The 20,163-nt window shown below is 66.9% G+C and carries 25 protein-coding genes; 7 read left to right on the top strand and 18 right to left on the bottom strand.

What is annotated here, in order from left to right:
* Positions 1 to 496 precede the first annotated feature (496 nt).
* Positions 497 to 1,372: a site-specific integrase gene (locus ABS45_RS16165; RefSeq protein WP_086077241.1), complete on the top strand. Its 876-nt coding sequence runs from the start codon at positions 497 to 499 to the stop codon at positions 1,370 to 1,372.
* Positions 1,373 to 1,379: 7 nt separating this feature from the next.
* Positions 1,380 to 2,576 carry an IS91 family transposase gene (locus ABS45_RS16160; protein WP_086077242.1) on the top strand — a complete coding sequence of 399 codons (1,197 nt, stop codon included), beginning with the start codon at positions 1,380 to 1,382 and terminating at the stop codon, positions 2,574 to 2,576.
* 617 nt (positions 2,577 to 3,193) lie between these two features.
* On the opposite strand, the gene ABS45_RS16155 is transcribed toward ABS45_RS16160, so the two are convergent.
* From ABS45_RS16155 to ABS45_RS16105, 11 genes are all read right to left on the bottom strand, one after another.
* A complete protein-coding gene (locus ABS45_RS16155; protein WP_086077243.1) occupies positions 3,194 to 3,670 on the bottom strand; it encodes a CopD family protein in 477 nt (158 codons plus the stop codon).
* Positions 3,671 to 3,689: 19 nt separating this feature from the next.
* Positions 3,690 to 4,289 carry an exopolysaccharide biosynthesis protein gene (locus ABS45_RS16150; protein ID WP_086077244.1) on the bottom strand — a complete coding sequence of 200 codons (600 nt, stop codon included), beginning with the start codon at positions 4,287 to 4,289 and terminating at the stop codon, positions 3,690 to 3,692.
* Positions 4,286 to 4,411: a hypothetical protein gene (locus tag ABS45_RS16145; RefSeq protein ID WP_291557461.1), complete on the bottom strand. Its 126-nt coding sequence runs from the start codon at positions 4,409 to 4,411 to the stop codon at positions 4,286 to 4,288. Before ABS45_RS16145 ends, ABS45_RS16150 begins: the two co-directional genes overlap by 4 nt.
* An 81-nt stretch (positions 4,412 to 4,492) precedes the next feature.
* Complete coding sequence (locus ABS45_RS16140; RefSeq protein ID WP_291557458.1) at positions 4,493 to 4,912, bottom strand: hypothetical protein; 420 nt, start codon at positions 4,910 to 4,912, stop codon at positions 4,493 to 4,495.
* A 251-nt stretch (positions 4,913 to 5,163) separates the two neighbouring features.
* The gene (locus tag ABS45_RS16135; protein WP_086077246.1) at positions 5,164 to 5,520 is read right to left on the bottom strand and encodes a Na+/H+ antiporter subunit G; all 357 of its coding nucleotides are present in this window, start codon (positions 5,518 to 5,520) and stop codon (positions 5,164 to 5,166) included.
* 10 nt (positions 5,521 to 5,530) lie between these two features.
* The gene (locus ABS45_RS16130) at positions 5,531 to 5,800 is read right to left on the bottom strand and encodes a K+/H+ antiporter subunit F (RefSeq protein WP_086080895.1); all 270 of its coding nucleotides are present in this window, start codon (positions 5,798 to 5,800) and stop codon (positions 5,531 to 5,533) included.
* On the bottom strand, positions 5,800 to 6,303 hold the full coding sequence (locus ABS45_RS16125) for a Na+/H+ antiporter subunit E (protein ID WP_086077247.1): 504 nt from the start codon (positions 6,301 to 6,303) through the stop codon (positions 5,800 to 5,802). Before ABS45_RS16125 ends, ABS45_RS16130 begins: the two co-directional genes overlap by 1 nt.
* Positions 6,300 to 7,922, bottom strand: coding sequence for a monovalent cation/H+ antiporter subunit D (locus ABS45_RS16120; RefSeq protein WP_291557456.1), 1,623 nt, complete (start codon positions 7,920 to 7,922; stop codon positions 6,300 to 6,302). Before ABS45_RS16120 ends, ABS45_RS16125 begins: the two co-directional genes overlap by 4 nt.
* Positions 7,919 to 8,263: a Na+/H+ antiporter subunit C gene (locus ABS45_RS16115; protein WP_086077248.1), complete on the bottom strand. Its 345-nt coding sequence runs from the start codon at positions 8,261 to 8,263 to the stop codon at positions 7,919 to 7,921. Before ABS45_RS16115 ends, ABS45_RS16120 begins: the two co-directional genes overlap by 4 nt.
* Positions 8,264 to 8,265: 2 nt before the next feature.
* Positions 8,266 to 11,100 (bottom strand): monovalent cation/H+ antiporter subunit A, encoded by a 2,835-nt coding sequence (locus ABS45_RS16110; RefSeq protein ID WP_291557450.1) that lies wholly within the window; start codon positions 11,098 to 11,100, stop codon positions 8,266 to 8,268.
* Positions 11,101 to 11,116: 16 nt separating this feature from the next.
* A complete protein-coding gene (locus ABS45_RS16105) occupies positions 11,117 to 12,202 on the bottom strand; it encodes a calcium/sodium antiporter (RefSeq protein ID WP_086077250.1) in 1,086 nt (361 codons plus the stop codon).
* Between the two features lie 131 nt (positions 12,203 to 12,333).
* Between ABS45_RS16105 and ABS45_RS16100 the strand changes: the two genes are divergently transcribed.
* A complete protein-coding gene (locus ABS45_RS16100; protein WP_086077251.1) occupies positions 12,334 to 13,215 on the top strand; it encodes a LysR family transcriptional regulator in 882 nt (293 codons plus the stop codon).
* 21 nt (positions 13,216 to 13,236) lie between these two features.
* Here ABS45_RS16100 and ABS45_RS16095 read toward each other — a convergent pair whose 3' ends face one another.
* From ABS45_RS16095 to ABS45_RS16070, 6 genes are all read right to left on the bottom strand, one after another.
* Complete coding sequence (locus ABS45_RS16095) at positions 13,237 to 13,671, bottom strand: hypothetical protein (RefSeq protein WP_086077252.1); 435 nt, start codon at positions 13,669 to 13,671, stop codon at positions 13,237 to 13,239.
* Positions 13,672 to 13,724: 53 nt separating this feature from the next.
* A complete protein-coding gene (locus ABS45_RS16090; RefSeq protein WP_086077253.1) occupies positions 13,725 to 13,907 on the bottom strand; it encodes a hypothetical protein in 183 nt (60 codons plus the stop codon).
* Between the two features lie 135 nt (positions 13,908 to 14,042).
* Positions 14,043 to 14,840, bottom strand: a complete 798-nt coding sequence (locus tag ABS45_RS16085) for a metallophosphoesterase (RefSeq protein ID WP_086077254.1) — start codon at positions 14,838 to 14,840, stop codon at positions 14,043 to 14,045.
* Entirely contained in the window at positions 14,837 to 15,802 is a 966-nt protein-coding gene (locus ABS45_RS16080; RefSeq protein ID WP_086077255.1) for a diacylglycerol kinase family protein, read from the bottom strand. The genes ABS45_RS16085 and ABS45_RS16080 overlap by 4 nt, the downstream gene beginning before the upstream one ends.
* A gap of 14 nt (positions 15,803 to 15,816) precedes the next feature.
* Positions 15,817 to 16,293 (bottom strand): YqhA family protein, encoded by a 477-nt coding sequence (locus ABS45_RS16075; RefSeq protein WP_291557438.1) that lies wholly within the window; start codon positions 16,291 to 16,293, stop codon positions 15,817 to 15,819.
* Between the two features lie 158 nt (positions 16,294 to 16,451).
* A complete protein-coding gene (locus ABS45_RS16070; protein WP_086077257.1) occupies positions 16,452 to 17,540 on the bottom strand; it encodes a DUF3616 domain-containing protein in 1,089 nt (362 codons plus the stop codon).
* 203 nt (positions 17,541 to 17,743) lie between these two features.
* On the opposite strand from ABS45_RS16070, the gene ABS45_RS16065 reads away from it, so the two are divergent.
* Genes ABS45_RS16065 through ABS45_RS16050 form a run of 4 tightly spaced genes read left to right on the top strand, consistent with a single transcriptional unit; the run spans position 17,744 to position 19,566 of the window.
* Entirely contained in the window at positions 17,744 to 18,085 is a 342-nt protein-coding gene (locus ABS45_RS16065; protein ID WP_086077258.1) for a hypothetical protein, read from the top strand.
* A gap of 27 nt (positions 18,086 to 18,112) precedes the next feature.
* Positions 18,113 to 18,829: a Bax inhibitor-1/YccA family protein gene (locus ABS45_RS16060; protein ID WP_198299132.1), complete on the top strand. Its 717-nt coding sequence runs from the start codon at positions 18,113 to 18,115 to the stop codon at positions 18,827 to 18,829.
* Positions 18,830 to 18,849: 20 nt separating this feature from the next.
* On the top strand, positions 18,850 to 19,116 hold the full coding sequence (locus ABS45_RS16055; RefSeq protein ID WP_086077259.1) for a zf-TFIIB domain-containing protein: 267 nt from the start codon (positions 18,850 to 18,852) through the stop codon (positions 19,114 to 19,116).
* 30 nt (positions 19,117 to 19,146) lie between these two features.
* Complete coding sequence (locus ABS45_RS16050) at positions 19,147 to 19,566, top strand: TerB family tellurite resistance protein (RefSeq protein ID WP_086077260.1); 420 nt, start codon at positions 19,147 to 19,149, stop codon at positions 19,564 to 19,566.
* A 160-nt stretch (positions 19,567 to 19,726) separates the two neighbouring features.
* Here ABS45_RS16050 and ABS45_RS16045 read toward each other — a convergent pair.
* The coding region (locus ABS45_RS16045; RefSeq protein ID WP_366246641.1) for a LysR substrate-binding domain-containing protein at positions 19,727 to 20,163 on the bottom strand (437 nt) is incomplete at its 5' end.

Raw genomic sequence — 20,163 nt, 5'->3', positions numbered from 1 at the left:
CCCTTGGCAGATCTACCATGCACTGCTGCAGCCGCGCTCGATGCTGCGGGGGCGTTCGGCACTGGAGGGCGTGACGGCCAGCAATCTCGACAAGCTCGTGATGGCGGTGAGCACGACCGTAAAGGAAAACGAGTGGTCCCCGCAGCAGGCGAGGTTGGCCTGAGCGGCGCGCGGCGAACGCCGGCCTCTCGGGCTTGGCATGCATCCCGGTAAGATGCCTATCGAACTGCGCGTCGAGAATGCAGACTCTGATCGCTCATGACCACCCAGTCTGATTGATCTTGGTTAGTAATTCAGACAGCGTGATCGAGCCAACGGCGGGACTCGACCCATAGCAGCCGGCGGTTCAACAGAAGACCGGTCATTCCTGTAGCGAAGGACTAAACCGCTCGCGCGGTAACCCTTCGACGAAGCGTTGAGTGTGTTCGTGGCGCCCGTTGTTCTGCCATGTTGACGGGCGAGGCAATCCGCCTCGCCTATCGACTGGAGCAGAGCCATGGTCTCATTGACGCCCAACGTCTCGCCACTGCGCCAACGCATGATCGAAGACATGCGCATGCGCAAGATGGGAGGCAAGACCCAGATCGGCTACATCCGCGCTGTGCGCCGACTCGCCGCGTTCCTGAAGCGTTCGCCGGACACCGCCGACGCCGACGAGCTCCGGCGCTTCCAACTGCACATGGTCGACACCGGCACCTCGCCGGCCACGATCAACAGCACCCTCAGCGGACTGAAGTTCTTCTTCGACGTCACGCTCGGCCGCGCCGATCTATTGGTCAAGATGCAGCCGGTGCCCCAGCCGCGCAAGCTGCCCGTCGTGCTGAGCTGCGAGGAGGTCGCACGCCTGATCGCCGCGGCGCCGAACCTCAAGTCCCAGGCGGCGCTGTCGGTGGCGTACGGCGCGGGGCTGCGCGCCAGCGAAGTCATCTCCCTGAAGGTCACCGACATCGACAGCGAGCGCATGACGCTGCGCGTCGAGCAGGGCAAGGGCCGCAAGGATCGCTATGCCATGCTCTCGCCGATCTTGCTCGAGCGGCTGCGCGCGTGGTGGCGCCTTGGACACGCGCAAGGCAAGATGCTGCCTAACGGATGGCTGTTCCCCGGCATGAACGTGACGGACCCGTTGACCACGCGCCAACTCAACCGCGCCATCCACGCTGCAGCTGAAGCCGCGCACATCGACAAGCGCGTGTCGATGCACACGCTGCGGCACAGTTTCGCCACTCACCTGCTCGAGCAGAAGGTCGACATCCGTGTGATCCAGGTGCTGCTGGGCCACAAGCGGCTGGAGACCACTGCCCTGTACACGCACGTGGCGACCGAAGTGCTGCGCAAGGTGATCAGCCCGTTGGAGAACCTGCCACCGTCATAGGCGGCCGGTGGGGCGCGCCGCCCTCGAAGTTGCCGACATCTTCCGCATCCACGGACCCGCGTGGCGCGAGGCGCGGCGCGGTCATCTGAGCCTGACGCAGCTCAAGGTCATGTCGGCCATCGAGCAGTGCCGCAGCGCGGCGCTGGGCGGACACGTGCTGCGCTGCGAGGGCTGCGGCACGGACACGGTCGCCTACAACTCGTGCCGCAACCGGCATTGCCCGAAGTGCCAGAGCAGTGCGGCGCAACGCTGGCTCGAGGCGCGACAGGCCGATCTTCTGCCGGTGGACTACTACCACGTGGTCTTCACGCTGCCGGCGCCCATTGCCGACATCGCGTACTACAACAAGGCCGTGATCTATGAGCTGCTGTTCGACGTGGCAGCCGAGACGCTGCAGACCATCGCTGCCGACCCCAAGCACCTCGGCGCTCGCATCGCCGTCACGCTGGTGCTGCACACCTGGGGCTCGGCGCTCACGCACCACCCGCATGTGCACGGGATCGTTCCAGGCGGCGGCCTGTCACCGGACGGCCAACATTGGATCTCGTGTAAGCGGGGCTTCTTCCTGCCCGTGCGCGTGCTGTCACGGCTGTTCCGGCGGCGCTTCCTCGAAGAACTCGGCCGTGCGCACGCCTGCGAGCGGTTGCAGTTCTTCGGCGAGTACGCCGCGCTCAGCGACGCACGCGTGTTCGCGCGGTGGCTGGCGCCGCTGCGCAAGTGCGAATGGGTGGTCTACGCCAAGCGGCCGTTCGCCGGGCCTTCAGCCGTGCTGGCCTACCTGTCGCGCTACACGCACCGCGTGGCGATCTCCAACAGTCGACTCGTCGCGATGGACGAGCGCGGCGTCACGTTCCGCTGGAAGGACCATCGGGCCAAGGGCCGGACGCGCCACAAGACGATGACACTCAGCCCCGACGAGTTCATGCGCCGCTTCCTGCTGCATGTGCTGCCCAGCGGCTTTCATCGCATCCGTCACTACGGGCTGCTCGCCAACAGAGTGCGCAAGAGCAAGCTGGCACTTGCGCGCGAACTGCTGCACGTGGCGCCTGCCCCGGACGCACCGAATGCCGAACCCGCGGCACAACAGCCGCGCGAGCGACCGACCTTCGTGTGCTGGCATTGCGGCAGTGCGATGCACGTCGTCGAGGTTCTGGCGCGCACCCCGCCCATTCGCGCACCGCCGCATCCGGCGGATTCGCCATGACTGCCGTCGCACGCCGGCACTCAATCCGCGCGCTGGCCATGATCCATTCATGGCCGGCACAGCCGGCATGCGCCCAACGGCACGATCGCGGCGATCAGGGGCAACGGCGTCTCTGCCAAACCGCATGCGTTCGAGCGCACGGCTATCGGTTCGACGGTAGCAGCCAGCGGTTCTTCAACTCGCTCGACGCCGAGACCTCGAGACGATCTGCCGAATCCCCATAGGCCGCGCGCGTTCTCAAACCACGGCGACACATGCCGCGGTTTCCTCCCTCGAGGTTTGTCCAACACCTGCCCTCGGTCGGTGTCGCTCGCGGCATCGCCTCTGATCCGGGCAGGTGTCGAACAAACCTAAACGAAGGGCGACCCCAACGACTGCAGCTTCGGCGAGACCAAGGCGCCCGCGCGCACGCTGAAGTGAAACGCGTCGGCAGCGGCAAATCACGGTCGCTCGATGGTCATGCGCGGAGCGGCACTGACCTGGCTGGTGCGGGCCGTCGTCTTCAAAGACTTCACCGTGGATGCCTTCGCCGTGTTTGTGCTTGGTCGCGCGGCTCGGCCGGCTGGCTGCATCGGTGCCGTCTACGCCGAGGGGGCAATGGTCTGCAGGGTCCGGACTCAGGTCGTCCAGCGCATCAGCGTCACGAGCAGCACCAGGACGCCCAGGCCGAGGTTGATCGAGACCCATGTACGAACCTGCGCCAAGGCTGCACCACCGCCGGCCCACTCGGACGCTGTTACGGCCTGGCTGAGCCTCTTGAAAAGCACGAAGCGGATGTGCATGAAGATCGCCACCATGACGACTCCCAGCACTGCCATGACGGTCCAGGCCAGCGGCATCTCGAAGTTGCCCCCCGACTGCACCACCTGCTTGGCCACACGACCCAGCATCCACACGCCACTGGCCAGAGTCAGCAGCGAGGCCACCAGCACGGCTTGGAAGAAGCGCCCGAGCACATCGTGCATCAGCCGCAGCCGCACTGGCGACTCCAGCTGGGCGACCGCCGGTCGCAAGAAGAAGTGCGCAAACACCATGCCGCCGATCCATACGATCATGGACAGCACGTGCAGTGTTTTCAGGGTGGCGTAGATCATCGATCAGTCCCATTCAAAGTCAAACCCATCCCAGGATCCACTCGCTGCCCCAGATCCAGGTCATAAGCAACAGGCCGGTCGTGGTTGTCAATGCCACACCTGACATCAGCAGCCCCAAGATCACTGCAATGCCGTCGCGAAACACCAGTCCGAGCCCGATGAGCATCAGCGCCAGCGCTGGCAGCAGGTTGCCGAAGGGGATCGGCAGCACCACGATGATGGCCATCAATCCGACCACCACGGCAAGCGCCGATCGCCAGGTCGGCCCCACGAGGTGGCTCAGCCGAGCCCTGGCGTGGCGGCCAGCCATCTCGTAGGCAGAAGCCAGACCCTCCAGCACCCGCCGTGCCCAATGGCGCGGCAGTTCGAGATTGGCGACTCCTTGCGGCAGGCATGGCTCGCCTTGACCCCGCCACATGGCGACGGCCAACGCCGCCATCCCAACTCCAAGCACCGTGCCCACGCCCGGCACCGGCAGCAGGCAGGGCATGGCCAGCAACAGCAGCAACGTACCGTGGGCCTCCGGCCCGTGGGCTTGCGCCATCGCCCGCATTGACACCCCTTCCTCCCGAAAGGCTGCGGCCGCGTCGCGCAAACGCTGCGCGATCGGCAGCGTCATGCGTACTCACCCGCAGCCGAGTGCCCGCGCGTCTTCGCAGCCGCTCTGCGCGCCCAGTACCACCGGGCCCAGGCAGGCTTGCCGACGAAGTCGGCCGAGAGGAAGGGAAGCAGGAAGTCCATGGTTCCGTTTCAGAGGATGGAAGAGACGACAGTTCCAGCGCCACACAGGCCGCCGAAGACGCCCAGCAGCGGATCGCGTGCTCAGCCAGCCGCCAGTGAGGAACCGGCGTTGGGCCCGGATCCGCCGCTACTGCGGCGGCGCCACAGCGCAATGAGCAGATGCAACCCGGCGCCCAGCAGCACAAGCAGCACGCTGCCGATGCCCCAGACCACCCACGTCGCCACCGTCACGCCACCAGCCAGGGTCGGTGCGGCCTGCAGCAGGCTGTCGATCGCGGGCCCCAGGCCGGCCAGCAGCTGGCTCGCCCACTGCGCGATTTCCGGCGGCACCCAGGGCGCCAGCCAATCGGGCAGGGCCATGTTGGCGACGCCCGATGCGGCACCGGGCATCGCGCCGGCACTCGAAACCGCCCAGACCGCAACGGCATGCAGTGCCCAAGCGGTGACGGACCAGAACGCCAGCAACGCGACGACGACGAACCAGTTGAGGGCGTAGAACATGATGGGATCTCCGTGAGCGACAGACTGAACGACAGTGTGGCGATGGAAACGCTCTAAACAAACCATGGTCCTTCACACTTGGGGTTCGGTTTTCCTGAACCTCAGGTGCCAGCCGATGGCCGCCATCGTCAGCGCTTCAGAGCGCCCTGGTGCCCGGCGGTGCCCATCGAGCCCCCGCGGGGGGCTCAAGAAGTAACCGAACCACGATTGCTTGAGAGTCGTCACCGGGAAAGGCCGCCCTATGTTCGACATCAAGGGCGCGCGGATATCGCGCCGGCCGACCCCGTAGGCGGTGTGGGCCGCAGCCCGGGAGCATGTTTCAGCGCTAGTTGCACCAGCAGATGCGCCGACACCGGCGCGGTCAGGAACAAGAACAAGGCAATCAGCGCCTCATGAAAGCTGGGCTTGCCGGCCACGGCGGCCACCAGCGCCGATGCCAGTAGCACGCAGCCCACGCCCAGCGTGGTGGCCTTGCTCGGCCCGTGCAGGCGCTTGAAAAAGTCAGACAACCGCGCCAGGCCAATCGACCCGATCAGCGCGAAGGCGGCACCGATCACCAGCAGCGCGGCGGCCAAGGCGTCAGCCCATAGGGGTAGGTTCTGGATCATCGGCAGAGCCTCATTCGGTGATGTCTCGGCGCAGCAGGAATTTGGCCATCACCACCGTGCCGATGAAGCCCAGCAACCCAATGAGCAGCGCCACTTCGAAGTAGTGCTTGTGGCCAAAGGCCAGCCCCAGGGTGACCAGCAGCGCCAGCGCGTTGATGTAGAGCGTGTCCAGTGCCAGGATACGGTCGGGCAGACCGGGGCCGCGCAGCAAGCGCCAGGCCGCCAGGGCCAGGGCCAGTGTCAGCACGCCCAGCACCCAGGGCAGCACGGCAGCGACCATCATCCGAACACCTCCATCAGCAGCGCTTCGTAGCGCGATTTGATATCGGCCGCGATCGCGGCGGCGGCTGCATCGTCCGGCGCATGCAGCGCGTGCACCAGCAGCCAGCGGCGGTCGTCGCTCAGCTCGGCCGAGATCGTGCCCGGGGTGGTGGTGACGATGCCGGCCAGCAGCACGATGGCGAGCGGATCCCGAAGATCGATCGGAACCCACACGAAACGCGGCTGGATCGCGGCGTCTGGACCGAGCACGCGGCGGGCCACGTCGAGGTTGCTGCGCAGGATGTCCCAGAGCACCACGATGACCAACCTCATCAGCGCCTGCCATGAGCGCAGCGGCGAGCGTGCCGGCCGAAGCGGCATCAGCAGCCAGGGGATGGTCAGCGCCAGCAGCGCACCCAGCAGCCACTGGCCGGGCGAAGCCGACTCGTTGAGCATCAGCCACGCCAGCAGCAGCGCAACGCTCGTCATCGGCGAGGGCAACAGACGGTGGCGCAGGCTCATTTCAGGTCTCCTCGTTCGCGCATCTCGCGCCGCACATCCGCCGTCGCCGGCAACGGTTGTGCGCCGAGCACGGCCTTCACGTAGCTTTGCGGCGCGAACAGCTGTGCCGCAGTGGCGGCGGTGTAGCGCGCGATAGGGCCGGCGGCCACGGCGCACAGCACCACGGCAGCCAACGCGCCGACGGTGGCTGCGCGCGCCAGGCCGGGCTGGCCCGTGGGGTCTTGGGCGCGGTCAGGCATGCCTGAGGCCGGCCCGCTGCCATGCTCCCAGAACAACACACTGCCGGCGCGCGCCAGCGCCACCATTACCATAAGACTTGACGACAACACGCCGGCCACCACCCAGCCCGCCCAAGGCGTCGCACCGGCAGCCCGAAGCAGCAGCGCCTTGCCCATGAAGGCAGCGAGTGGTGGCACACCGGCCACCGCCACTGCCGCGACGAAGAAGCCGATGCCCAGCGGCGCCCAGGCCGCAGGACGCTGACCGGGCTGCAGCCTGTCACTGCCGCCGCGCGCGGCTGCGATCCGGTCGGCCAGCAGAAACCAGGCGCAGGCCACCAGAGTGCTGGGCACCAGGTAGAACAGCCCGGCAGCCAGGCCGGATTCACTGCCCAGGCCAGTGGCCAGGAGCAGGGTGCCAGCCGACGCCACCACCAAATAGGCCACCAGGGTGCGCAGCCGCAATGCCGCCAGTGCGCCGAGGGCCGCCAGCACCAGCGTGGCCAGGGCGAGCATGGACAGCAGCGGCAACGCGCCGGTGACCAGGCCCGCCGGCACGAACAGCGTAGTGGCACGCACGATGGCGTACACGCCCACCTTGGTCAGCACCGCGAACAAGGCCGCCGTGGGCGCGCTGGCGCTCGCGTAGGTGTCGGTCAGCCAAAAGTACAGCGGCAGCAGCGCCGCCTTCACCGCAAACACCACCAGCAGCATCAGCAGCGCCGACTGGGCCAGGCGCTGGTTCTGCGCAGCCAGTTGCGGCAGCTTCACCGCCAGGTCGGCCATGTTCAGCGTGCCCGCCACCGCATACAGCAAACTCACCGCGACGAGGAACAGCGCCGAGCCGGCGAGGTTGAAGACCACGTAGTGCACGCTGGCCTTCAGGCGCTCGCGGGTGGCGCCGTGCAGCAGCAGGCCGTAGCTGGCGGCCAGCAGCACCTCAAAGAAGACGAACAGGTTGAAGAGGTCGGCCGTGAGGAAGGCGCCATTCAAGCCCATGAGCTGAAACTGGAACAGTGCGTGGAAGTGACGCGACGGCGTTTCGTGCCGGCGGTCGTCGCCGGCGAGCGCGTAGGTCAATGCTGCGGCGGCCACCAGGGCGGTGACGAGCAGCATCAAGGCCGACAGTCGGTCCAGCGCCAGGGCAACGCCGTGGGGCGCGGCCCAGTTGCCAAGCAGGTAGGCGTGCACCGTGCCGTGGTCGGCCTGCTGCACCAGCAACGCGGCCAGCAGCACCCCGGCGGCCACAGCGGCGGCCGACACCACCGGCACCCAGCGCGACGCGGCCCTTTCCAGCAACAGCAGCGCCGCGCCGGCCACCAAGGGCAGCACGATGGGGAGCACCACCTCATGCCCCCCCGGCAAGAGCGTGGCGGCGGCATTCATCGCGGCCACTGTCATCGCAGCGGCTCCTCGCCATCCACATGGTCGCTGCCGACTTCGCCGCGGGTGCGCAGTGCGATGCCCAGCAGCAACGCCGTCATCGCAAAGCTGATGACGATGGCTGTCAGCACCAGCGCCTGTGGCAGCGGATCAGCATGCGTCGCGAGCGTTGCAGCCACGCCCGGCTCGACGATGGGCACTGCGTTCACCTGGACCCGGCCCATCGCGAAGATGAACAGGTTGACCGCGTAGCTCAGCAGCGTGAGGCCGAGGATGGTGTCGAAGGTGCGCGCACGCAGCAGCAGCCAAATGCCGCTGGCGGCCAGCGTACCGATGAACAGGCTGAGCAGCAGCAGCATGGTCAATCCGTGGGTGGTGCCGCGGCAGGGCGCGACAGGCGGGCGATGGCCAGCAGCATGGCCATCGTCGCGCCCACCACCACCAGGGTCACGCCCAGGTCAAAGGCCGAAGCGCTGGCCAGCGGCACGCCGCCGATGCCGGGCAGCCACGGGTAGTCGTAGGTGGTGGTGAGGAACGGCGCCGCGAACCACCAGCTCGCCAGCCCCGTGGCGGCGGCCAGCGCCAGGCCCCAGCCGATCCAGGCGCGGAAGTCACCGCCCAGCAATGGGCTGCGTTCACGCACCCAGGTCTGGCCATGCGCCACCTGCATCAACACCAGGCCGATGGCCAGCACCAGGCCGGCGATGAAACCGCCACCCGGCAGGTTGTGGCCGCGCAGGTACAGGAACACGGAGGTCAGCACCACGAAGGGCAGCACCAGCCGCGCCACGCGCTGCAGCATCAACGGATGGGCCTGACCACTGGCAACAGGTGTCTGTGCTGCCGGCGGCACCCAACCGGCCAACAACGCATGCAGCGTCAACGCGGCGATGCCCAGCACGGTGATCTCGCCCAAGGTGTCGAAGCCGCGGTAGTCGACGATGATCACGTTGACGACGTTGGCACCACCGCCCAGCGGCAGCGCGGTGGCGAAGAAGAAGTCGCTGATGCTCTGGCCCGGCCGTGTCAGCACCATCCACACCAGCGCCGCCACGCCCAAGCCCACTGCCAAGGCCAGTGCGGCGTCACGCCACGGGTGCCAGCGGTCGCCGCGCTCCGGCGGGCTCTCCTCGGGCAGCCATTTCAGCGCCAGCATGAGCAGCACCAGGCTCACCACTTCCACCAGCAGTTGTGTCAACGCCAGATCGGGCGCCGACAGGCCGACGAACACCAGGCAAACCACCAGCCCGGCACCGCCCATCAGCAGCACCGCCACCAGGCGCTGCCGATGCAAGAGCGCCGTGCCCACTGCGGCGGCGCTGCCCAGCAGCCCCAGCAAGAGCGCCAGTGGGTGCAGGCCCTGCAGGTGCAGCGCTGCCGGCTGCGCGGACGGCCCCCACGACAGCACGAAAGGCGCCGCCCCGGCGGCCAGCGCCATCAGCACCAGCAGCAGCAGGTAGCGCTGCAGGCTTCCGTTTTGCAGCGCATCCACCAACCCGCGGGCCGCGGACACCCCGCCTGCCTGCATCAGTGAGAAAAGCTCGCGCCCACCCGCCACTGCCCAACCCGGCAGGCGCGTGACGTGGTGCAGGTTCAGGCCGCGCTGCAATGCGACGTAAAGCACCACGCCGACGGCGACGGCCACGCCGCTCATCAGCAGCGCGCCGTTGAAGCCATGCCAGACCGCCAACTCGTAGGCAGGCAGCGCTGGTCCAGGCGCCCCATACAGCGCGGCCTGCGCGGCCACCGCCAACAGCGGCCCGGCCACCAGCGCCGGTGCCAGGCCTACCGCCAGGCACAGCAGCACCAACAGCATGACCGGCAGCCGCATGAAAAACGGGGGCTCGTGCGGGGTCTTCGGCAGCCCCACCGGCTCGCCATTGAAGAAGGTGTCGTGGATGAAGCGCAGCGAGTAAGCCACGCTCAGTGCGCCGGCCAGTGTGGCTGCGACGGGCAGCAGCCATTCCATCGCCGCATGCGAGTCTTTGGCCAGTGCTTCGGCAAAGAACATCTCTTTGCTGAGAAAGCCGTTGAGCAGTGGCACGCCGGCCATGCTGAGAGACGCCACGATGCCCAGGGTGGCGGTGAAAGGCATCAGCTTCATGAGGCCGTTGATGCGCCGCAGGTCGCGCGTGCCGCATTCATGGTCGATGATGCCGGCGCTCATGAACAGGCTGGCCTTGAAGATCGCGTGGTTGAGGATGTGGAACACCCCGGCCACCACGGCGAGCGGCTCCGACAGGCCGAACAGCAGCGTGATCAAGCCCAGGTGGCTGATGGTGCTGTAGGCCAGGAGGCCCTTCAGGTCGTGCTGGAAGATCGCGATGTAGGCACCCAGCAGCATCGTGACCAAGCCGACGCTGGTGACGATCCAGAACCAGGGCTCGCTGCCGCCCAGTGCCGGGTACAGGCGCGCCAGCAGGAACACGCCGCACTTCACCATCGTGGCCGAATGCAGGTAGGCCGAGACCGGCGTGGGCGCGGCCATCGCGTGCGGCAGCCAGAAGTGAAACGGAAACTGCGCGCTCTTGGTGAAGGCGCCCAGCAGCACCAGCACCAGCGCCACCTCATACAGCGCATGGGCACGCAGGCGGTCACCCGAGGCAAGCACCACGTCGAGCTCAAGGCTGCCGACGATGTGGCCTATCAGCAGCGCACCGGCCAGCAGGCACAGCCCGCCGGCGCCGGTGACGGTCAAGGCCATGCGGGCGCCCTCGCGTGCATCGCGGCCCACATCGTCGCGGCCATGCCAAAAGCCGATGAGCAGGAAGCTGGCCAGGCTGGTGAGTTCCCAGAACAGCACCAGCAGCACCAGGTTGTCGGCCAGCACCACGCCCAACATCGCACCCATGAACAGCAGCAGGAAGACGAAGAAGCGCCCACTCGGGCTGTGCGGATCGGCGGGGTCCAGGTACCAGGCTGCGTAGAGCGCCACCAGCGCGCCGATGCCACCGATCAGCAGCACGAACAGCCAAGCCAGGCCGTCCATCCGAAAGCCCAGGTCGAGCCCGAGCGCAGGCAACCATTCAACGCTGGCGCCCAGCACCTGGCCGCCCAAAACAGCCGGTGTCGCCTGCAGCGCGAGTACCGTCACCCCCAAGGCCGTTGCGCCAGCCAGCGCAGCCTGCAAGCGGCGGGCACCGGCTGGCAGGCTCGCCACCAGGGCCGCGCCCAACCACGGCAGCACGCTAAGCACGAACAGACTCATCGGCTTACTGCGCCGGGACAGCGGCCGACCGGCGAATCATCATCACCACCAGCGTCACCACCGTCAGCGGCACGACAAAACTCATCATCACGCCCGAGTAAGCGGGCAGCGCGTCGTGCTGCTGCGCGGCCAGGATCAGGTAGGCCACGTAAGCGATGTAGTAGCCGAGAAAGACGCCACCTTCCCAGCGTGCGATCTCACGGCCGGTCATGAACACCGGCAGGCAGGCCAGCGCCACCGCCAACATCACCCAGATGTCGAAGGACAGCAGCGACGGCGCCATCACCAGGCCCAGATCACCCGACACCAAGCCCGACAGACCCAGGCAACCCAGGATGTTGAAGGTGCTGCTGCCCACCACATTGCCCACCGCGATATCGCGCTCGCCCTTGAGCGCCGCGGCGATGCTGGTGGCCACCTCGGGCATGCTGGTGCCGGCGGCCACGATGGTCAGCCCGATGACCAGATCACTCACGCCCATGGCCTTTGCGAAGCCAACCGCCGAATCCACCAGCAAGTCAGAACCGAACACCAACGCCACCAGGCCGACGCCGATGAGACCCGTCTGCACCGCCCAGTGGCTGTCCCAGGCGCCCTGCGCGGCAGGCTGCAGCTCGCCGGCGAACTCGTCCTTCGCGGCTTGCGTCTCGCGGCGCGACTGCACCACCAGGAACACGGTGTAGGCCAACACCAGAGCGAACATCAGGCCACCGTCGGTCATCGACAACCGCCCGTCCAGCCCCAGCGCCAACAACAGCAGGCTGGCGCCCAGCATGATGGGCACCTCCTGGCGGATCAACTGGATGTTGACGACCAGCGGTGTGATCAACGCGCTTAAGCCCAAGATGAACAGCACGTTGAAGATGTTGCTGCCCACCACATTGCCGATGGCGATGTCAGTGCGGCCGTCCATCACGGCGCCGACGCTCACCGCCAACTCCGGTGCGCTGGTGCCGAAGGCGACGATGGTCAAGCCGACCACCAGCGGGCTGATGCCGAAGGACAGTGCCAGCTTCGATGCACCGCGGACCAGGATGTTGGCGCCGACGACCAGCAAGATCAGGCCGGCGACAAAAGTCAGGAGACTCATGGGGATGGGTGAGGTTGGTTCGATGCAACGCGCGTCGAGGATGCCAAGACCGCCAGTGTACCGCCCCGCTGGTCTTGAAAGAACCTGCATGAATCGCACCTAATATTCGGTTTTTCCGAACCGGAGGATGCATGCTGAATTATCGCCATCTTCACTACTTCTGGGTCGTCACCAAGGAGGGCGGCTTCGCCCGCGCCGCCGAGCGGCTGGACATGGCGGTGCAGACCATCAGCGCGCAGGTGCGGGAGCTGGAGAAATCGCTGGGCCACCAGCTCCTCAAGCCCTCAGGCCGCGGCGTGGCCCTCACCGAGGCGGGCCAGGCCGCCTTCGCCCGCGCCGAGGAGATCTTTCAGCTCGGCCAGGGCATCCCCGACGAGGTGCGCGAAGCGGCCAGCGGCAAGGTGGCCCGCCTGGCGGTCGGGCTCTCCGACGGCATCTCCAAGCTTGCCGCCCATGCGCTGCTGGAGCCGGTGTTGAGCACCCCCAACCTTCGGCTTGTCTGCCACGAGGGCGAGTTCGAGCAACTGCTCAGCGAACTGGCGCTGCATCACCTGGACCTGGTTCTCGCCGGCCAGGCCGCACCGCGCAACCCGAACCTGCGCCTCACCAGCGAGCGCCTCGTTGAGTCACCGGTCGAGTGGTATGGCCCGGCCCGGCTGGTCGGCAAGACCGAGCGCGACCGCTTTCCGCAAAGCCTCAACGACCTGCCGGTGCTGCTGCCCACGGGCCACTCGGCGCTGCGACCGAGGCTGGACCACTGGTTCGAGACGCAGGGCCTGCGGCCCCGCATCGCCGGCGAGTTCGAGGACAGCGCGCTGCTCGCGGTATTCGCGGCTCGCGGCCTGGGCGTCTTCCCGGTCAGTCGGCTCGGCGCGGACGACGTCGGCCTGATGCGCGGGCTTCGCTTGCTGGGAACCAGCGATGGTGTGAAGGAGGAGATCCACGCCATCCGCTCGCGTCGCGGCCAGCACCACCCCCTGGTGATGCAGGTGGTGGCTGCGGCTCGCCCTTGAACGCGTCTTGATCGCTCCCGATCAGGCAGCGTGGCGATAGGCCACCTTCGTGGAGCTCGCCTCCTCTCCATCGAAGAGCTTCCAATGGTGACGAGCCGCCTCCACCACCAAGGTTTCGCCGTCGGCGAGATGGCCATCGGCCCGCGCCGCGGCCAAGGACAGACGCAGCACCTTCCTTTGCAGCGCCGGATCCGAGATCTCGGCCATCAATGACGCCAAGGCGCTGTCATCGACGTTCCCCATGAGCGAACCTGTCTCGTACCCAACCGCCAGCAGTTCTTCGCACAACGTGTGAACGATGTGCGGCAGGAACTGGGGCTCCAGCCCGAGTTCGCGCTCCGCGCCCAACTTCTTGAGGATGTCGAACTCGGAACTGCACACGTGACCGTCGGAAATGAGCACCAACGCGACGATGCGCGCGGCGGCTTCTGGGCTGTTGTGGGGGTAGCTGCGCATGGAGGATCTCCGTTGAAAATGGTCAGGCTGAGGAGACAAGCTGGGTTTCGGACTCAGTCGCCCCGGACGGGATGGCGCCGGTCTGACTGGCGTGTCCGGCGCTCGGCCGAGATCGGGATGGGAATGAGCACCGGTTCCTGCCGCGGCACCCATTCCCTGAGAGCTTCCTTCAGCAAGCGCAGGCCCTGTACGAGGCCGGCAAACACGAGGGACGCGAGATGCAACGAGAGCTTCATGGCGGGTGAGCCCGGGAGTGATTACAGACTGGAATATTCGTCTGGTTGAACTTCGGAAGAAGCGGCCATTCCAAGACTTCAACTCAGGAAAATACGAACTCGCCAGAAGATGATGCGCCCACCGCAAAGCCGCACTCAGGTCCGGTCCGGCCGGACCTCGCTGACCTTGGCGAGCCGGAAGGCCCGGTCGTCGGTCTGGTAGTCCCACTGCTCGATCCGACAGCTTCCTGGCGTCGCATCCGCGCCCCAGCGAAGAAGGTTCACCGAGTTGGGCACGCCATCACGCACGCGGGACGACACGGCCGTGCCCGCCTGCACGACCCACAGAGGGCGCGCCAGGCCTTGCAGCGGCATGACGTAGGGGAGGTGGATGTGACCGCCGATGACGAGGTCGGCGCCGGCCTCAGCCCAGCGCCGCAGCGCGACCGCATGGCCGCGCAAACGGTTGGACACGTCCTCGGCGCGCGTGACGGCGATGGGCTGGTGCACCACGATCACGCGCAGCTGCGCAGGGTCGGCACGCTCAACCAGGCGCGCCGCACGGTCGATCTGCAAAGCGGAGACCTCACCGTCCTTGTGTCGCCACGGACGCGTGGTGTTGACGCACACCACCAGGAGTTCCGAAGATCGGTGCACGGGCTCGAGATCCGTCCCGAACGCGGTGCTGTACCGCCCATACGGGCTGTGCAGGCGTGCCCACAAATCGAACAGCGGGATGTCGTGGTTGCCCGGCACCGCCAGCACGGGCGCGGCCAGGCGGTCCGTGAAGGCGCGAGCGGCGCAGAACTGCGCGGGTCGGGCCCTCTGCGTAATGTCGCCGGACAGCACGACCAGATCGGGCCGCTGCTGGCGTGCCAATTCGGTCAGCGCGTCGACGACGGTCGGCTGCTCGGTGCCGAAGTGCGAGTCGGAGATCTGCAGCAAGACGGTCATCCGCTGGCCTCCACGCGCCGCGGCGCCAGCAAATACAGCGGCCTGGCGAGCACGCGGAAATCCAGCGGTGCACGCAGCGTCGTCACCTCGCCGTCGAAGGCCACCTTGACCCCGCGGCGCCCTTGCGGCAGCGTCGGATTGACCACCATGTGCTGAAATTCGAAGCGTTCCACCCCGGCGGCCTCGCCGAGGCGGCCCATCGCCCCGTGCAGCATCAGCCCGATCATCGGCAGCGCGCCGATGGGCCGCAGCATCAGGGCGGCCATGCTGCCGTCACCCGGCGTGCCGGCGACCGTGTCCTCCGGCTCGGCGCCGAGCTGCTGCAGCTGGAGCCAGTTGTTGCCGACGAAAAGCGTCAAGGTCTGCACGTCGCGCACCGTGCCACCCATCTCGATGTGCACGCGCAGCTTGCGCTGCGCGCGCAGCAGCGTTGCGCAGGCCGCCACAAAGGCCACCCAGCGGCTGCGCCCGAAGCGCGCCTTGTAGGCCTCGCGGTCCTCCAGCAGCTCAGGGTAGAGCCCGAGGCTGGCGTTGACGAGAAACACGCGATCGTTGACACCCGCCACCTGCACCGGGACAGACGCCGACCGCAGCAGCAATCGGACCGCTTCAGTCGGGTCGACGGGAATGCCGTGCGTGCGGGCAAAGTAGTTGAACGTGCCCTGTGGCACCACGCCCATGGCGCAGCCTGTGGCGTGTGCGGCCTGCGCCACGGTGTTGAGCGTGCCGTCGCCGCCGACGGCGACCACGGCAGTGCGGGTGGCGATCGCCCTTGCCGCAGCCTGGTGAGACACGAAGCTCAACTCGGCGGGGCTGCAGAAAAGCAAGTCTCCCCGCCGTCCACCCGCCCGCAGCGCAGCTTCGATGACTTCGCGCTTCGCTTCCGCCTCGCTGCTGCCCGCCGCCGCATTGACGACGAACTGCAGCGCGGAAGCGGAGTCGATTTCCGGGAGAGCGGCCATGGCGCCGTGCCCGCTCAGGTCTTTTCCCGCGTCAAGCGCTCCGCAAAGGAAATACCGATGGCAGAGAGCACGAAGGTGAAGTGGATGACCGCCACCATCGTCACGATCTGGATATTTTCCAAGCTCAGGTCGCCACTCAGGTAGGTCTTCAAGGCATGCACGCCAGAGATCGAGATGATGGCGAACGCCAGCTTCAACTTGAGGTTGTAGGTGTTGACGTGGTCCAGCCAGTCGGGCTTCTTCATGTCCTTCTTGTCGAAGTGCCCCGTGGTCACGAAGAGCGACACACCGGCAAGCGCCACCACCCAAACCAACTGCGCCACCATCGTCATGTCCACCAGCTCCAGCACCTTGATGATCAGATCGATCTTCGCGAGATCGCCGAACAGCAAGGTGCTCATCAGCTTGTAGGTTTCCAGCAGGAACTTTCCCAGAATGCCGAAGATGATCGCCACCAGACCCACATAGAAAAAAAGCATGGTGAATCTCATGCCGTAAAGCAGCGACCCGACCCTTGATAGCAGCATTTCCATTCTTGTCTACCTTGAAACAGAGCCGACAGTTACGTCAAACAGCGAACCAGCCGAAGCTTCCTGCGCCGCGCGGGCCAGTTCGCCCAGGCGGCTGAAGCAGACCGCGGCGGACGATCTCAATCGTGGCGCAGCAGGTCACCGAAGACGGTGTGCTCGCCCTCCTTGCGATCGGCGCCAGGCGCGTCGTACAGCACGAGCCAGCGCGCCTTGCCGCCCGACAGCGTCGGTGGCAGGTCACAGATCGCTTCGGCACGGTTGGTGCCGCGGCCGTGCGGCAGGGGCACCGACTCGGTCAGCGCCGACTCGAAGCGCACAGGCTCGCGGTTGGCAGCCAGCAAGGGCCGCGCGGCCGGCCACTTGAAGACGCGGATGTCGCCGTTCAGCACTATCGTCGGGCCGGCCAGGATGTAGAGGTCGTCGCCTGAGAAGTGCAGGTCCCGCACGCCCAGGCCGTCGAGCTGCAGGAAGTGCTTGCGGACCAGCGTGCCGCTGTCGTCCAGGGGCGCCAGTCGCAGCTGATCGCCGCGACCCTCCACCGCGATCTCGAGCAGCGCTGACCAGCCGCGAAGCACCGGGCCGCGCAGGCCGAGTAGCAGCCGACGGGCGTCCACGGCCAGGCCTTCGATGTCGAAGCCGTTGTCCTTGCCCGGGATGGCCATGTATGGCCCGAAGTGGGGGTCATCGGCGAGCGCACGGGTGAGCAGGTTCGTCTGCGCATCACCTTTCAGGAGCAGCGCCCGACGGCCGTCCCGGGCCTGGCGTACCAGGCAGGGCTCGCCCTGGGCGTCGGGCTCGATGGGCACGCAGGCCAGCAGGCGACGATTGCCGTCCAACGCCACCTTTGCCAGCCGCTTGGCGTTGTCGGCGTGCGCTCGATCCGGTTTGGCGTTCTTGCGCTGCAGGCCATGCGAGCCGACCACCCAGAGGAAGCCGTCGGCCACGGCCATGCCTTCCAGGTCGGCCTCTTCCCCGGCCGCGCCGGGCAGGTCCAGCAGATCGGCGAGCGGGAAGTCGCGCACCTCGCCGAAGCGCAAGGCCTCTCGCCCCACGGGGTCGAGCCGGCGTAGGCGGTCCAGGCCGCAGGCTTCGTCGCCCGCCACCCAGAGCCAGTCGCCGGTGAAGGCCGCGCCGGACAGATTGGATTGAACCAGGGAGTCAGGGGCGAACTCCAGACGGACGGCATTGGCGGTTCGAGCGTTGGGCATCGGGTGCTTCTCCAATGAGTGACGTGCCAGAAGGCTCGCGTGCTGCAACGCGTTCCGATCGGAGCCGTCAAACCCCGGAGTCTGCGGCCGAAGCTCAGTCCAACGTTCAGGTTTATCCGATGTTCACGTTCTTGAAAGACTGCTTTTCCAGAACCGTCAGGCGCCCCACATTCCGTCTGTCCCTCAACCGATGGAGATCCGTGATGCAAGTGCTCTTCAAGTCCCGCCATCCGCAAGCCACTGACTTGCGCGACCTGACCGAGCGCCGCGTGCGCTTCGTGCTGCGACGCCTGGGCTGGTTGGTGCCGCGCGCGGAGGTGCAGATGTCGGACGTGAACGGACCGCGCGGCGGCATCGACAAGCGCTGCCAGGTCGAACTCCGGACCGATGGCGCCGGGTCGGTCGTCGTCGCCTCCGTGGCCAACGACTGGCGCACGGCGCTCGACAACGCGCTTGCGCGCGCTGCGCGCTTCCTCATGCGCCTGTGGCGCCGGGGCAGTGACCCCCGCCGCATGCGCCAACGCCTCATCAGTTACGAACGCTGAACTCGAACGACCCCAGGACTCGACACCATGAACTCCATGACGCCCATCCCCTCGACCGCTCGGCCGGAAACCGCGCATTCGGCGCCGATCGCCGCAGGCAACGCGGCACCCACGGATGTCGCCGGTACGAGCCGTGTGCTGCGCAACGCGTACGCCTTGCTGTCGATGACGCTGCTGTTCAGCGCGGCCATCGCCGCTGCCAGCGTGGCGTTCCAGCTGCCGGCGCCGGGCCTCCTGCTGACCCTGGGCGGCTACTTCGGACTGCTCTTTGCCGTCTACAAGTTCAAGAACAGCGGCTGGGCCTTGCCGGCGGTGTTTGCGCTGACGGGCTTCATGGGCTACTCCCTGGGGCCGGTGCTGAACAAGTCGCTGGCACTGCCCGGCGGTGCACAGGTCGTGACCCTGGCCCTGGCGGCCACGGGCGCCACCTTCCTGGCCTTGTCGGCCTGGGTCTTGACGACCCGTCGCGACTTCAGCTTCATGGGCGGCTTCCTGTTCGCCGGCATGGTCATCGCGCTGATTGCCGGCCTGGGCGCCGTGTTCCTGCAGATCCCGGCGCTGGGCCTGGCCGTGGCCGCGATGGTCGCGCTGCTGTCGGCCGGCCTGATCCTGTTCGAGACCAGCCGGATCGTCACCGGTGGCGAAACCAACTACGTGCTGGCCACCGTCGGCCTCTACGTCTCGATCTTCAACCTGTTCACGAGTCTGCTGAGCCTCTTCGGCTTCGGCAGCTCGGATGAATGAACCCGCACCAGGAACACCTCATGAAATGCCCCACCTGCACCGACACCGCACTCGTGATGAGCGATCGCCAGGGCGTCGAGATCGACTACTGCCCGCAATGCCGCGGCGTCTGGCTGGATCGCGGCGAACTCGACAAGCTGATCGAGCGTTCGGGCGCGATGACGCCAGTTCCTGCCGCCAGCGCGTCAGCGCAATCACAGCCGCAATTCGCGGACTCCGACTACGAGCATGGCCGAGGCCAGCAGGGCAACCGCAAGAAGTCCTGGCTGAGCAACATCTTCGACTGACCCGCGACCCACAGCACCCACGCGAGACCCATGATGCGCAGCTATCCCGTGAACAGCCCGCAGGCCGCAGCCCGCATCGTCGCCCTGACCGTGTTCGCCGACGGCGATATCGGAGACGCCGAGATCGCTTGGCTCGACCGCCTGGTCGTGCATGAGCAGTTGGGGCTGACGCGACATGAGTTGCAAGCAGTGCTGGACACCTTCTGCGAAGACTTGCTTTCGAGCGACCAGTTGAAATGGGCCGACGCCTGCCCGGTGGACGAGCGCACGCTGGCGGATCTGATGGGTGAAATCCAGGACCCTGCGCTGCGGCTGAAACTACTGCGCCTGTGTGTCGAACTGGCTGAAGTCGACGCCCGGGTCCACGAAGGCGAGTCGATGGTGCTCGTCGCCGCGGTCGAGCATTGGGGCTTGCACCGTGAGATGTTTCGGCCGTCGTCCCGTAGCTGACCGGCTCTCCTTGCCTGAACAATCCGCGGTTTAGGTCTTTGGGCCTGCGGTGGGCAAGTCGAAAGTGCCCCATGGAGTGCCCGGGATCGTGCAGCCATCGAAATGGCTGTCCGCTATGGAGACACGACGGCTATGTCGGCTGATGGCCGCGTGCCGCCGGCTACAGGCGATGACTATGATCGTCGGGCCACGTGCTCACGTGGCCGGATGGCCTGTTCAGTAACAGTGGTATCCGCAGAGCACGACGTTGCTCAGTAGGTACTTCGAGGTCCCCGGACACGCTGCGAGCACGTTGGATGAACCTCGCCATGGGTTCGGTCAGGCGCGCCAGGGGATGCAGGAGGTAAGCCATCACGACGGTCGGTGCGCCAGCCAGCGGCCGCGCGGCGATGCCGCGGTTCAGGTAGCCAGCAAGCCTCGCAGACGGCGCGACGACGAGGCCGTACCCGGCTGACACGAGCGTCATCGCGATGTCGAAGGAGCTGACCAGCTGCTCCCGATCCTGCAGCGCATCCCCGAGGACACGCTGCGCCACAGCGCGCCACGGCTCGCCGGCCGTTGACTGCGCACGGATCAACGGCTGCTTGAGCACTTCCT

The organism is Comamonas sp. SCN 65-56 (genome assembly GCF_001724135.1).
Classification (GTDB): Bacteria; Pseudomonadota; Gammaproteobacteria; order Burkholderiales; family Burkholderiaceae_C; genus Comamonas_C.
The sequence above is the reverse complement of the archived record's forward strand: the minus strand, read 5'-3'. Positions and strand labels throughout refer to the sequence as shown.

Excerpts from the sequence above, each read along its gene's own strand:
- ABS45_RS16165 (WP_086077241.1), top strand. The coding sequence starts at position 497 with ATGGTCTCATTGACGCCCAACGTCTCGCCACTGCGCCAACGCATGATC.
- ABS45_RS16155 (WP_086077243.1), bottom strand. The coding sequence starts at position 3,670 with ATGATCTACGCCACCCTGAAAACACTGCACGTGCTGTCCATGATCGTA.
- ABS45_RS16150 (WP_086077244.1), bottom strand. The coding sequence starts at position 4,289 with ATGACGCTGCCGATCGCGCAGCGTTTGCGCGACGCGGCCGCAGCCTTT.
- ABS45_RS16145 (WP_291557461.1), bottom strand. The coding sequence starts at position 4,411 with ATGGACTTCCTGCTTCCCTTCCTCTCGGCCGACTTCGTCGGCAAGCCT.
- ABS45_RS16140 (WP_291557458.1), bottom strand. The coding sequence starts at position 4,912 with ATGTTCTACGCCCTCAACTGGTTCGTCGTCGTCGCGTTGCTGGCGTTC.
- ABS45_RS16135 (WP_086077246.1), bottom strand. The coding sequence starts at position 5,520 with ATGATCCAGAACCTACCCCTATGGGCTGACGCCTTGGCCGCCGCGCTG.
- ABS45_RS16130 (WP_086080895.1), bottom strand. The coding sequence starts at position 5,800 with ATGGTCGCTGCCGTGCTGCCCTGGGTGCTGGGCGTGCTGACACTGGCC.
- ABS45_RS16125 (WP_086077247.1), bottom strand. The coding sequence starts at position 6,303 with ATGAGCCTGCGCCACCGTCTGTTGCCCTCGCCGATGACGAGCGTTGCG.
- ABS45_RS16120 (WP_291557456.1), bottom strand. The coding sequence starts at position 7,922 with ATGACAGTGGCCGCGATGAATGCCGCCGCCACGCTCTTGCCGGGGGGG.
- ABS45_RS16115 (WP_086077248.1), bottom strand. The coding sequence starts at position 8,263 with ATGCTGCTGCTGCTCAGCCTGTTCATCGGTACGCTGGCCGCCAGCGGC.
- ABS45_RS16105 (WP_086077250.1), bottom strand. The coding sequence starts at position 12,202 with ATGAGTCTCCTGACTTTTGTCGCCGGCCTGATCTTGCTGGTCGTCGGC.
- ABS45_RS16100 (WP_086077251.1), top strand. The coding sequence starts at position 12,334 with ATGCTGAATTATCGCCATCTTCACTACTTCTGGGTCGTCACCAAGGAG.
- ABS45_RS16095 (WP_086077252.1), bottom strand. The coding sequence starts at position 13,671 with ATGCGCAGCTACCCCCACAACAGCCCAGAAGCCGCCGCGCGCATCGTC.
- ABS45_RS16090 (WP_086077253.1), bottom strand. The coding sequence starts at position 13,907 with ATGAAGCTCTCGTTGCATCTCGCGTCCCTCGTGTTTGCCGGCCTCGTA.
- ABS45_RS16085 (WP_086077254.1), bottom strand. The coding sequence starts at position 14,840 with ATGACCGTCTTGCTGCAGATCTCCGACTCGCACTTCGGCACCGAGCAG.
- ABS45_RS16080 (WP_086077255.1), bottom strand. The coding sequence starts at position 15,802 with ATGGCCGCTCTCCCGGAAATCGACTCCGCTTCCGCGCTGCAGTTCGTC.
- ABS45_RS16075 (WP_291557438.1), bottom strand. The coding sequence starts at position 16,293 with ATGAGATTCACCATGCTTTTTTTCTATGTGGGTCTGGTGGCGATCATC.
- ABS45_RS16070 (WP_086077257.1), bottom strand. The coding sequence starts at position 17,540 with ATGCCCAACGCTCGAACCGCCAATGCCGTCCGTCTGGAGTTCGCCCCT.
- ABS45_RS16065 (WP_086077258.1), top strand. The coding sequence starts at position 17,744 with ATGCAAGTGCTCTTCAAGTCCCGCCATCCGCAAGCCACTGACTTGCGC.
- ABS45_RS16060 (WP_198299132.1), top strand. The coding sequence starts at position 18,113 with ATGAACTCCATGACGCCCATCCCCTCGACCGCTCGGCCGGAAACCGCG.
- ABS45_RS16055 (WP_086077259.1), top strand. The coding sequence starts at position 18,850 with ATGAAATGCCCCACCTGCACCGACACCGCACTCGTGATGAGCGATCGC.
- ABS45_RS16050 (WP_086077260.1), top strand. The coding sequence starts at position 19,147 with ATGATGCGCAGCTATCCCGTGAACAGCCCGCAGGCCGCAGCCCGCATC.